Below are 12,261 nucleotides of genomic sequence, written 5' to 3'. Positions count from 1 at the left end.
AAAATCTCCTTTACTTTTTTTGTTTAATTTTTTGTTTTTTAGATTCTTCTATAATTCTTATTCTTTTATCTCGCGCAAATAATAGATAATCTTTTATACTATTTGGTCCAACTATAACCTTCCTTCTTACCCAAAGTACTCCTGATTCTTGGGATTCAACACTCCATTTCACAAGCGATATACTTCCACTTTCAATTTCTATTGCGGTCATGGCATAAGGTAGAATACAACACCCATCATTAAAATATGGAGGATCAAATTTAGCAGGCATTCTACTATTATGAGTATGTCCACAAATTAGCATCTTACCATTAATTTCAGACCATTTTTCAAGTTTTCTGTCTACCTTACTTCCTTTCTTATTATTCTTAGCAGGACTTATAGGATCTTTAAAGCCTGCAAGACCATTTAAAAATTTCCATACATATCGCACTAAAAATCTTGATAATAGCCAGTAATCTGAATTTATTAAATCTACTTGATGACCATGAGTAACTAAAAACTTTTCATTAACTGGTGTAAATTTAAAATTTATTCCTTCATAGAATTCTATATCTTTGATAAAATCCAAAAAATTTTTGCCATAATCTGTTCCTATTTTTCTTAAAGCTCTGTATTGTATATGATAAAAACTTTCTCTGTTTTTTATTATATCATGATTTCCATAAATCATATAAATTCTATTTTCTTCTTTAAATTTATTAAACAATTTAAATATATCATTATAGCAATATGAAATATTATCATAATTTCTATTTTTCCAAAGCTCATCTCCATCTCCTACTTCTACATAAATAAACTCTCTTCTATAATAATAAGATAAAGCAGTTTTATAAATATTTATATTTGGAAGCATAGAGTCATAAAATGTTCCGTCACCTCTATGAACATCTGAAATAAAAACTATGTTAGTACCTTCATCAAATTTAATCTCCATAGAATTATCATAAAGATAATCTAACCTTTTCATTAATTTCTCCCTAATAATTTATAACATTTTATTATATGATTTATGTTACTTTTTTGCTAAAAACATCCACATAAAATGATTAAATGTTATATATAAATTTAACTATTTTTGTACAAACTACTTATATATTTTAAAGAAAAGAGGCGAAATTTGTGAAATTTAAACATAAATTTATTATCTTAGTTTTAATTGTTATATATGTTTTTAATATACTACCCTTTTCCATCTCCTTTGCTGAAGAATTTTATGAAGATAAAGAAACTTTAAACTTTTTAAATAATGAATCTTCTTTATCAGAAGAAATGAAGAAGGAATTTAAAGATTTACTTGAAAATTTATTTTCTCAAAGAAATGATGCTATAGTTTCTGGTGATTGTGATTTATTGAAAGGTTTTTATGATCTAAATATAAAAGTAAGTTTATGGGCATACGAAAGTGAAGCAAAAAAGACTCAATATTTAATTAATTGGTCTGAAAAACAAGCTGTAAAATTTAGGGATTTAAAATCTATAGTTAGAATAAGGAAAGTTGCGGAAAAAGAACCTGGGCTTTATGGTGTTATTTGTGATGTAGCAACAGATTTCAATTATTATTATATAGATTCTCCTGATATTATTAATCATTTTAGACTTGGAACAAATCATTATCTTAATTTGAAAAAAGAAAATGATAAATATATTATTACAAAAGAATGGTACACAGATCCTTTTGCAGATTCTTTAGATATTAAAAATATAAAATCTGAAGAAATCAGTAAGTATATATTAGAACATCAACCTCCTGAATTTATTCCAAATGAAAGACAATTAAAAGCAATAGAATATGCACATACCTATTGCGGAATATCTGAAGATGATAATTTTATTTTTAAATATAATTCAAAATATAAAAATCATAATCCAGATGGTGGAGACTGTGCAAATTTTGCCTCTCAAATTTTACATGAAGGTGGTGGTTTTAAAAAGAATCAATTATGGAATTACTCTGGAAAAGAAGGCACAAAAGCCTGGTTAAATGCGCAAGGTTTTAAAAATTACATGGTTGGAAGTGGTAGAGCATCTTATATAGCTAAAGGTACTTACCAACAAACTTATAAAGCTGCTTTTAATATGAAACCAGGAGATTTTGTAGCTTATGAGAAAAAGGGAAGAATAACCCATATATCAACTGTTACTGGATTTGATTCAAAAGGATATCCATTAGTTACTTGTCATAATACTGATAGACTTCTAGTTCCTTATGATTTAGGTTGGAGCAACGATAATATAAGATTCCATTTAATTCATGTGCACTATTAAAACTCAAAATTATATATTATTTTAAACTTTAAAAATTAGCCATATAAAAAGATTTACTATACTTATTTATATGGCTGTATTTTTTATTCTTTTCTTTTAATTATTTTTGCTATAAAGAATCCTTCCATATTTTCATTTGGAATTATTCTTATTGCTTTTGTTACTTCTGGATTATACATTCTTTCTTTATACTGTTTTATACCACTAATAACATTAGATAGTTGTAAATTTATTTTTTCTAATTTTAAATCTTCATATTTATTTAACGCATAATCTAATACTTCTTCATTTTCAAAGGGATTTAATGTACATGTAGAATATACCATAATCCCTCCTGGTTTTAATGCATTATATGCACTGTCAAATAATCTTTTTTGTAGTTTTGAGCATAAAGCAACTTTTTTTTCATTCCATATTTTATATGCTTTATTATTTTTTAAATGAATAGTACCTTCTCCTGAACAAGGTACATCTAATAAAATTCTATCGAAATACTTATTTAACCTTTTTCCTATGCTACATCCATCTGCACCTAAAACAATAATAGAATTTGCTCCTTGTTTTTCTATATTATAATTTAATCTTTCTCGTCTTATTTCATTAACATCATTAGCTAAAATAGTCGCTTTGTTGTTGATCAAGTCTGCCATATAAAGACTCTTTCCTCCTGGAGCTGCACACATATCTAACACAATTAATTCTTCTTTTAAATCTAAAAATAAGGGAGGCAACATTGAAGATAAGTTTTGTAGATATATTTCCCCATTTTTATAAACATCTAATCTTCTTAAACTGCTCTCCTTAACCCCCTTAACTATAAATGCATTCTTTAGAAGTGGATGGTTTACAGCTTTAATTCTATTTTTATTAAACTCATCCATCACCTCTTTTATATTTCCTTTTAAAGTATTAATTCTAAATGTTGTATTTCTTCCTCTATAAAAACTTTTATAAATTAGATCTAGTTGACCAGCTGTATATATATTTTCTAAAATTTCTATAAGTTCGTTTGGTAAGCTATTTTTAACTTCCTTAATTGACACTACATCACCCCTATAGTTTAGCTATAATATATATTTACTTTTCAATAATCTAATTTATGCTTTTAATTAATATAAAAATAGAAGCTGCCATAATGACAACTTCCTTTTTCTAAATATTAATTTTAAGTTCAACTGGACAATGATCTGAGCCTAAGACCTCTGAGTGAATTTTAGCATCTTCTAACTTATCTTTAATTGAATCTGATACTAAGAAATAGTCAATTCTCCATCCTGCATTTTTAGCTCTTGCATTAAATCTATATGACCACCATGAATATGCTCCTACTTCATCAGGATAAAAATATCTAAATGTATCTACAAATCCTGAATTTAGTAATTCAGTAAATTTACTTCTTTCTTCTTCTGTAAATCCTGCATTCCTTAAATTAGTTTTTGGATTCTTTAAATCTATTTCTTTATGAGCAACATTTAAATCTCCACAAACTATGACTGGTTTCTTTTCATCTAATACCTTTAAATACTCCTTAAATGCATCTTCCCAAACCATTCTATAATCTAATCTTGCAAGTTCATTTTTTGAATTTGGAGTGTAAACTGTTATCATATAAAAATTTTCAAATTCTAATGTTATAACTCTTCCTTCTTTATCATGTTCCTCTATTCCTAAACCATAAGTTACATTTAATGGTTTTTCTTTTGTAAAAATAGCTGTACCCGAATATCCCTTCTTTTCGGCATAATTCCAATATTGATAGTATCCTTCTAATTCTAAATTTATTTGTCCTTCTTGTAATTTACTTTCTTGAATACAAAAAATATCTGCATCCATCTCATTAAAATATTCTAAAAAGCCTTTTGTAACACAAGCTCTTATTCCATTAACATTCCATGATATAAGTTTCATTGATATAGTTCTCCTTTTCTTAATATATCTATATTATAACACTTCTTTATTTAATATAATTCTGTGTATAAATATATTAGTGCTCTTTGATAATTTAAATAGTTCATATATTATTTCAGTTTATATAAAAAATAATAGAAATATACAATAAAATAAACTTTTGTACATTTCTATTATATTATAATTTTCTAACACCTATTTTTTACTAGATATTTTATCTATGTAATACTACATTAAATATATAGAGGATGCTTTTCACACAAAGATTTTACTCTGCTTCTTAGCAAATCTAAATTAGGATCTTTTTTAGAAATTGCATCATTAATAATAGATGCTACTTCCTTCATATCTTCTTCATTAAATCCCCTTGTTGTAACTGCTGGTGTACCTATTCTTATTCCAGATGTTATAAATGGACTTTTAGTTTCATTAGGTACAGTATTTTTATTTACTGTAATTCCAATACTATCTAAAAGTATTTCAGCATCTTTTCCTGTAACTTCCTTATTTGTTAAATCTACAAGTATTAAGTGATTGTCTGTTCCTCCTGAAACAATCTTAAAACCATAGTTTATTAACTCATTGGATAATACATTACAATTATTAATTACATTTTTTATATAATCTTTATAACTTGGATCTAATGCTTCTTTAAAACATACTGCTTTTGCTGCTATAGTATGTATAAGTGGTCCTCCTTGTATTCCTGGGAATATAGTCTTATCTAATTGCTTTGCATATTTTTCTTTACAAAGAATCAAGCCACCTCTTGGTCCTCTTAAAGTCTTATGTGTTGTTGATGTTACAAAATCAGCATATGGAACTGGTGATGGATGCTCTCCTGCTGCAACAAGTCCTGCAATATGAGCCATATCAACCATAAATAATGCCCCAACTTCATCACATATTTCTTTAAAAGCCTTAAAATCTATTGTTCTTGCATAGGCGCTTGCTCCTGCAACTATAAGCTTTGGCTTATTTTTAATAGCCATTTCTCTAACTATATCATAATCAATAGTTTCACTTTCAGCATCTACTCCATAAGAAACAAAATTGAATAACTTTCCTGAGAAATTCACTGGTGAACCATGTGTTAAATGGCCTCCATGACTTAAATTCATACCTAGAACAGTATCACCATGCTCAAGAACTGCTAAATATACTGCCATATTTGCTTGTGAACCTGAATGAGGTTGAACATTTGCATGTTCTGCACCAAATAGCTCTTTAGCTCTTTCTATAGCTATAGCTTCAATTTCATCTACTACATGGCAACCACCATAATATCTTTTGTTTGGATATCCTTCGGCATATTTATTAGTAAGGAATGATCCCATAGCTTCCATAACTGCTTTTGAAGCAAAATTTTCTGATGCAATTAATTCTATTCCATCCTGTTGTCTTTTTAATTCTTTTTCGATTAAATTATAAATTACTTTATCTTCTTTTGAAATATTTTCAAAATTCATATTTTCACCCCAAATCCTTTTTAATAAATTATAAATATATTTTATACAATAATCAATTAATATTTCTAAATTATTCTTATTTTTTTGTAAATCAATGAAATTCTCAATTAATAAATTTAGTTAGGAGTAGTATATTATTAATTCTGTAAAGTAGTATATACTATAATTAATATATTTATGTTATAATACTTATATTTTAAATAACTTTAGATTTAAGGAGATTTAGTTATGGATATGAATGAAATACTTCATGTTGCTACTTTTGCCGGCAAAATTATGCTTGAATGTGGCGGTGAAACTTATAGGGCTGAAGAAATTATTTGGAGAATTTGCAAAATCTATGGTATAGAAGAAGCTGAAAGCTTTGTTACTACAACAGGTATTATGGTTTCTGTGTGTAGTGATGGTAAGACTTATTCTTTAATAAGAAGAGTTTCGACTAGAACTATAGATTTAGATAAAGTAGATAAAGTAAATGACTTATCTAGAAATATTATAAGTAAGGGACTTTCAGTATCTGAACTTAAATCTCAACTTCAAATCATTAATAATGGAGAAAGATACAGTAATAAAACTGCTATATTAATTTCTGCCTTGGGTGCTTTTTGCTTTGTATTCCTCTTTGGTGGAAAATTAAGAGAAGCTATTGCTGCCTTTTTTATTGGCCTTATTATAAAATCACTATCTATAAAATTTTCTAACCTAGAGATAAATCAATTTTTCATTAATAGTATTCTGGCTGGAATTACTGCTATAATTGCTATACTTTTCTTAAATATAGGATTTATAAATGATATAGATAAAACCATAATTGGTTCAATAATGTTGTTAGTTCCTGGGCTTGCTATAACTAATGCAATTAGAGATACTATATCAGGCGATTTATTGGCTGGTCTTACAAGAGCTGCCGAGGCATTTTTAGTAGCTATATCAATTGCTATAGGTACTGGTGCAGTACTCAGCTTTTGGATTTCTACTTTTGGAGGGCTATAGTATGATGGTACAATCACTATTTGCATTTTTTTCAACCCTTGGATTTGGAATACTATTCAATATAAAAGGCAAAAAATTATTTTATGCTGCTTTAGGTGGAGGATTAAGTTGGTACATAAGTATATTTTGTGAAAATTTAGGTTTAACTACTACTTCGTCATTTTTTATTTCATCCATTATTTTTAGTATATATTCTGAAATTCTCGCGAGAATATTAAAAACTCCTGTTACCACCTTAATAATATGTGCATTAATTCCATTAGTTCCTGGGGGAGGCATGTACTATACAATGTACGAAGCAATAAATGGTAATATAATAAAATCTCTTGAACTTGGACTTAATACTCTTGCTAATGCTGGTTCTCTTTCCCTTGGGGTTATATTTGTATCAACAGTTACTAGACTTTTAATGTCTGCTAGAAAGAAAAAAGAATTTAAAGAACTAGAAAAACGTGCAAAAAGAAAATTTGCAAAATAAAGCCATACACATTGTGTGTATGGCTTTAAATATTATTCTTCTATTGAAATTGCACTTACTGGGCAACCTTCACAAGCTTCTCTTGTAGCATCTTCTAATTCATTTTCAATAATACCTTCTTTAGCAACTGAAACTCCTGTTTCTAAAGAAAATATTTCCGGACAGACTCCTTCACAAAGTCCACAAGATATACATGTATTTTCATCCACAAAGGCTTTCATATAATTTCCTCCTAATTATTTTACATTTAAACTTTATATTCAATAAAATTTAATGTGTCTTTACAATATATAATATAATTATATATTTAAATTTTTATTTGTCAATATTATTAGGAGATAATTATTTGCATTTAATATTAATTATTCTTTATTATAGTAAGTTTATATTATATTCTCTACATATTTTTAAGTTCTTTTCATCCCAAACTGTTGCTTGAACTTCTCCTATATGAGCTTTATTTAAAAAATACATACAAATTCTAGACTGTCCTATTCCTCCACCTACTGTATATGGTAACTCTCCATTTAATAACATTCTATGAAAGTCTAATTTTCTTCTATAATCATTTCCTGAAACTTTAAGCTGATAATCAAGTGCTTTTTCATCTACTCTTATACCCATGGATGATAATTCTATTGCTCTATCTAAAAGAGGATACCAGAATAATATATCCCCATTTAAACTCCAATCATCATAATCGGGGCTTCTTCCATCATGTTTTTCTCCTGATTTAAGTAATCCTCCAATTTTCATTATAAATACTGCTTTATACTCCTTACATATTGCATCTTCTCTTTCTTTAGAAGTATATTTTGGGTACATATCTTCTAATTCTTGAGAGGTTATGAAGAATATATCTTCCGGTAATTTCTCCTCTCCCGATACTAAATTTTTGTGAACATATTTCTCAGTTTCCTTGAATACTTTATAAATATTTCTTACTATATCCTTTAATTTTTCTTCAGTCCTATCACTTTTATCTATGACTTTTTCCCAATCCCACTGATCTACATAAACAGAATGAAGATTATCTAATTCTTCGTCTCTTCTTATAGCATTCATATCAGTATATAGTCCTTCTGATACTTTAAATCCATATCTGTGAAGAGCTAATCTTTTCCATTTAGCTAGTGAATGAACTATTTCTACATCTTTTCCTGTTGCTAAAATATCAAATTTAACAGGTCTTTCTATACCATTTAAACTGTCATTTACTCCACTTTCTCCTTCTACAAATAGCGGTGCTGAGACTCTTGTTAAATTTAAGCTTTCTGCTAATGCTTTCTCAAAAAAATCTTTGATTCTTTTTATATGAACCTCTGTTTCTATTAATGTTGTGTTACTTTTGTAACCTTCTGGTATAATTATTCCTTCTACTTTCATTTTTAAGCTCCCCTTTTTAATAATATTAAATAATTAAATCTCCACTATTTAACAATTTTATTGCATAAAAAAAGCTCTCATCCCTATATAAATATATAAAAGGATGAAAGCTATACTTCACGTTGCCACCTTAATTCTCTATTATCTCACAATAATAGACTCTTCAAGTACATAAGTAAATAAAATACTTAGATACTCTAGCACTATAACGGGCGCAACCCGGTTACTGCCTACTAGTTGTTATCTTTCGGAGTACGGCTCAGAGATGTTATTCAAATTAACTTTCTTATTCTACTTACAGCAAGTGTAGAACTCTCTGAAAAGATATGTTAAATCTACTTCTTCTCTTCATAGCCTCTAGTTCAATTATTTATGAGAAAATATTATCACTTTATAGATATTTTGTAAAGTAATATTTTTAATTTTTTACTTTACAAAGGTATTTATCGTCTTTATAAGCTGTTTCAAAGTCTCTTGCTCTGATGACCCTTCTTCAACTCCTAAGCAATTATTTGCATAATATTCTATTGTTAATCCACCAACTCTATTTATAGCTGATCTAATAGCTGATATTTGAACTAAAATATCAGGACAACATACGTTTTTTTCCATCATTCCTTGTATTCCTTTTACTTGCCCTTCAATTCTTTTTAGTCTATTTATTATATCTTTTCTTAACTTTTCATTTTCTTCTTCCATATCTTAATCCTCCATGTTACTATACCTCTATAGGGTATATTTATATTTTATCATTTATTTTAATATTTATATATACTTATTCAATTTTATTTTAAAATCTCTTACTTTTCTTTTGTAGTGTTATAATAAAATTAACCATAAAAAATTTATGTGCTGATAATATATATTTTTTAATTAATAATCTGCATCATTATAGTCTTATAAAATTAAAAGTTAATAGACTTATTTAAGTAAAATAGCAAAATTGAAAACATATATATTTTTTATTTTTTTATATAAGTTGCTGAAATACTACCTTTGCTTAAATGCTATTAATTTAAAAGATACTTTAGTTAAGTGTAGAACATTTATTGCAACTTATATATACTATTTATGTTAGTTAGTAATTCAATTATACTGGAGGAATATTATGAAAGATATTTTAGATACATTTAATAACCAAAAAGAGCTTTTTTATTCAGCTAAAACAAAGGATATAAATTTCCGAATAAATAATTTAAAAAAGCTGAAAAAAGTTATAAAAGAAAATGAAGATAAAATATTAGATGCTTTATATAAAGATTTAAGAAAATCTAATTTTGAAGGATTTGCTACAGAAATAGGAATAATTTATAGCGAATTAAATCTTCATATTAAAAATTTAAGAAAATGGTCAAAGACAGAAAAAGTTAAAAACTCTATAATTAATTTTCCTTCTAAAAGTTATGTATATAAAGATCCTTATGGAGTTGTATTAATAATTGGTCCTTTTAATTATCCTTTTCAATTAGTTATCTCCCCTTTGATTGGGGCGATATCTGCTGGGAATTGTGCAATTATAAAACCTTCTGAAAATACTAAAAACACAGCATTATTACTTGAAAAGATAATTAATGAAAATTTTAATGAAAATTTTATAAAAGTTGTTAATCCTTTAGGTGGAAAAGATGTTGTTTCTTATTTATTAAATTTAAATTTTGATTATATATTCTTTACTGGAAGTGTAAAAGTAGGAAAAATAGTTATGGAAAAAGCATCAAAAAACCTTATTCCTCTAACTTTAGAGCTTGGTGGAAAAAGCCCTTGTATAATAGATAATTCTGCTAAGTTAACTCTAGCTGCTAAAAGAATTGTTTGGGGAAAATTTTTAAATGCTGGTCAAACTTGTGTTGCTCCAGACTATATATTTGTTCAAAAAGATATTAAAGATAAATTATTGGAAGAGTTAAAAAAAGAAATACTTATTCAATTTGGAAATAATTTAAAATCAAGTCCTGATTTTCCTAGAATAGTTAATCTTCAGTCTTTTTCAAGATTAAAAAATTATTTAAAAGATGGAGATATCTACTTTGGTGGAAATTCAGATGAAAATGATTTATATTTAGATCCAACACTTTTGATAAATATCAAACAAAATAGTTTGATTATGGAAGAAGAAATCTTCGGACCTATTCTTCCAATTTTAGAATACTCAAATTTAGATGAAGTTATTTCTTATGTTACAAAAAAAGATAAACCCCTTGCTTTATATTACTTTTCTGAAAATTCTTCTTCTATAGAAAGAATTCTAAATTTAACAACTTCTGGTGGAGTTACAATAAATGATACTATAATACATGTTGCTTCTTCATATTTGCCTTTTGGCGGTGTTGGCTCAAGTGGTATGGGATCATATCATGGTAAAGCTAGTTTTGATATATTTACACATAAGAAATCTGTTATTAAACGTGGTACTTTTGCAGAGTTTCCTCTTAGATTTGCACCATATAATAATAAAATAAACTTATTAAAAAAGATTATGAAATAATAACTCTATTTTCTATTTATTGAAATACTTCTATTATTGAAGTATTATATATTTATATTATAAAATATAAGGAGGGCCTTTATGAGAAACTTTAATTTTAAAAATGGGACTGAGATTATCTTTGGAAAAGATTCTGAATCACAAGTTGGGACTTTAATAAAGAAATATACAAATAAAATTTTACTTCATTATGGTGGAGGAAGTATAAAGAAAACTGGATTGTATGATAAAGTTATTAAATCTTTAAAAGATTCAAATATAGAATTTGTTGAACTTTCAGGAGTTAAACCAAATCCTAGAGTTTCCCTAGTTCGTGAGGGAATTAAAATTTGTAGAGATAATAATATTGACTTTATTCTAGCTGTAGGTGGCGGGAGTGTTATAGATTCTTCTAAAGCTATTGCTGCTGGAGTTAATTATAACGGAGATGTTTGGGATTTATTTATAGATACACCTATTAATCATAAATGTATACAACTTGCAACTATTTTAACAATTCCTGCTGCTGGTAGTGAAACAAGTTCTGGCTGTGTTATAACTAACGAAGATGGATTATATAAAAGAAGTACAGGACATCCAACTTTAAGACCTGTGTTTTCAATAATGAATCCTGAACTTACTTATACTTTACCTAAATATCAAACTTCTTGTGGAATTGCTGATATGTTTGCTCATATACTTGAAAGATATTTTACAAATGAGCCTAATGTAGATTTAACAGATAGGTTGTGTGAAGGAACAATGAAAGCAATAATAGATAATGCATTGAGACTTAACATAAATCCTAATGATTATAATGCTAGAGCAGAGATTATGCTATCAGGTATGGTTGCTCATAATGGATCTTTAGATATGGGTAGACTTGGAGATTGGGCTAGTCATGATATTGAACATGAACTTAGTGGTGTATACGATATTGCTCATGGAGCTGGATTAGCTATTATATTCCCTGCTTGGATGAAATTTGTTTATAAACATGATATTAATAGATTTGCTCAATTTGCAAATAGAGTATTCGATATAGATATAAATTTAAATAACCTTGAAGAAACAGCTTTAAAAGGAATCAAAGCTTTAGAAGATTTCTTTACAGCTATAGAACTACCAACTCGTTTAAGTCATGTGGATATTGATGATTCTAATTTAGAAGGAATGTCTAATAAGCTAGTTGCTCACACAGATCATGTTGGAAATTTTGTGCAAATAAGAGCAAAAGAAGCATTAGAAATATTAAAATTAGCACTTTAAAAAAATTATAAAGTACTTTTGTTACT

At 27.2% G+C, this 12,261-nt stretch carries 12 protein-coding genes and 1 other annotated feature; of the genes, 5 read left to right on the top strand and 7 right to left on the bottom strand.

All coding sequences use genetic code 11. The features are described 5' to 3' along the window. Window positions 1-10: 10 nt before the first annotated feature. Entirely contained in the window at window positions 11-970 is a 960-nt protein-coding gene (locus tag ABDZ60_RS16655; protein ID WP_343779667.1) for a metallophosphoesterase, read from the bottom strand. 152 nt (window positions 971-1,122) lie between these two features. On the opposite strand from ABDZ60_RS16655, the gene ABDZ60_RS16650 reads away from it, so the two are divergent. Further along, on the top strand, window positions 1,123-2,268 hold the full coding sequence (locus ABDZ60_RS16650) for an amidase domain-containing protein (protein ID WP_016206721.1): 1,146 nt from the start codon (window positions 1,123-1,125) through the stop codon (window positions 2,266-2,268). An 83-nt stretch (window positions 2,269-2,351) separates the two neighbouring features. Here ABDZ60_RS16650 and ABDZ60_RS16645 read toward each other — a convergent pair whose 3' ends face one another. The 3 genes from ABDZ60_RS16645 to glyA all read right to left on the bottom strand — a co-directional run bounded on the left by ABDZ60_RS16645 (window position 2,352) and on the right by glyA (window position 5,645). Further along, the gene (locus ABDZ60_RS16645; protein WP_343779665.1) at window positions 2,352-3,311 is read right to left on the bottom strand and encodes an RsmB/NOP family class I SAM-dependent RNA methyltransferase; all 960 of its coding nucleotides are present in this window, start codon (window positions 3,309-3,311) and stop codon (window positions 2,352-2,354) included. Window positions 3,312-3,420: 109 nt separating this feature from the next. After that, entirely contained in the window at window positions 3,421-4,176 is a 756-nt protein-coding gene (locus ABDZ60_RS16640; RefSeq protein ID WP_016206719.1) for an exodeoxyribonuclease III, read from the bottom strand. A 233-nt stretch (window positions 4,177-4,409) separates the two neighbouring features. Further along, window positions 4,410-5,645 (bottom strand): serine hydroxymethyltransferase, encoded by a 1,236-nt coding sequence (gene glyA, locus ABDZ60_RS16635; RefSeq protein WP_343779663.1) that lies wholly within the window; start codon window positions 5,643-5,645, stop codon window positions 4,410-4,412. A gap of 228 nt (window positions 5,646-5,873) precedes the next feature. On the opposite strand from glyA, the gene ABDZ60_RS16630 reads away from it, so the two are divergent. Both ABDZ60_RS16630 and ABDZ60_RS16625 read left to right on the top strand, forming a co-directional pair. Then, a complete protein-coding gene (locus ABDZ60_RS16630; protein ID WP_343779661.1) occupies window positions 5,874-6,638 on the top strand; it encodes a threonine/serine exporter family protein in 765 nt (254 codons plus the stop codon). Between the two features lies 1 nt (window position 6,639). Beyond that, entirely contained in the window at window positions 6,640-7,116 is a 477-nt protein-coding gene (locus ABDZ60_RS16625) for a threonine/serine exporter family protein (protein ID WP_016206716.1), read from the top strand. A gap of 32 nt (window positions 7,117-7,148) precedes the next feature. Here ABDZ60_RS16625 and ABDZ60_RS16620 read toward each other — a convergent pair whose 3' ends face one another. The 3 genes from ABDZ60_RS16620 to ABDZ60_RS16610 all read right to left on the bottom strand — a co-directional run bounded on the left by ABDZ60_RS16620 (window position 7,149) and on the right by ABDZ60_RS16610 (window position 9,201). Next, the gene (locus ABDZ60_RS16620) at window positions 7,149-7,337 is read right to left on the bottom strand and encodes a ferredoxin (protein ID WP_016206715.1); all 189 of its coding nucleotides are present in this window, start codon (window positions 7,335-7,337) and stop codon (window positions 7,149-7,151) included. A gap of 151 nt (window positions 7,338-7,488) precedes the next feature. Then, window positions 7,489-8,502 carry an aspartate--ammonia ligase gene (asnA, locus tag ABDZ60_RS16615; RefSeq protein WP_016206714.1) on the bottom strand — a complete coding sequence of 338 codons (1,014 nt, stop codon included), beginning with the start codon at window positions 8,500-8,502 and terminating at the stop codon, window positions 7,489-7,491. Between the two features lie 96 nt (window positions 8,503-8,598). Further along, window positions 8,599-8,863 (bottom strand) — a binding site (T-box leader). Between the two features lie 65 nt (window positions 8,864-8,928). Continuing rightward, window positions 8,929-9,201 carry a metal-sensitive transcriptional regulator gene (locus tag ABDZ60_RS16610; protein WP_016206713.1) on the bottom strand — a complete coding sequence of 91 codons (273 nt, stop codon included), beginning with the start codon at window positions 9,199-9,201 and terminating at the stop codon, window positions 8,929-8,931. Window positions 9,202-9,610: 409 nt separating this feature from the next. Between ABDZ60_RS16610 and ABDZ60_RS16605 the strand changes: the two genes are divergently transcribed. Both ABDZ60_RS16605 and ABDZ60_RS16600 read left to right on the top strand, forming a co-directional pair. Beyond that, window positions 9,611-10,987, top strand: coding sequence for an aldehyde dehydrogenase (locus tag ABDZ60_RS16605; RefSeq protein ID WP_016206712.1), 1,377 nt, complete (start codon window positions 9,611-9,613; stop codon window positions 10,985-10,987). An 81-nt stretch (window positions 10,988-11,068) separates the two neighbouring features. Further along, window positions 11,069-12,235, top strand: a complete 1,167-nt coding sequence (locus tag ABDZ60_RS16600) for an iron-containing alcohol dehydrogenase (RefSeq protein ID WP_343779656.1) — start codon at window positions 11,069-11,071, stop codon at window positions 12,233-12,235. Window positions 12,236-12,261 lie beyond the last annotated feature (26 nt).

This window comes from Clostridium sartagoforme, assembly GCF_039521405.1.
GTDB lineage: Bacteria > Bacillota > Clostridia > Clostridiales > Clostridiaceae > Clostridium > Clostridium sartagoforme.
Note: the sequence above shows the minus strand (reverse complement) of the source record. Positions and strands in the feature narration are given on the sequence as shown.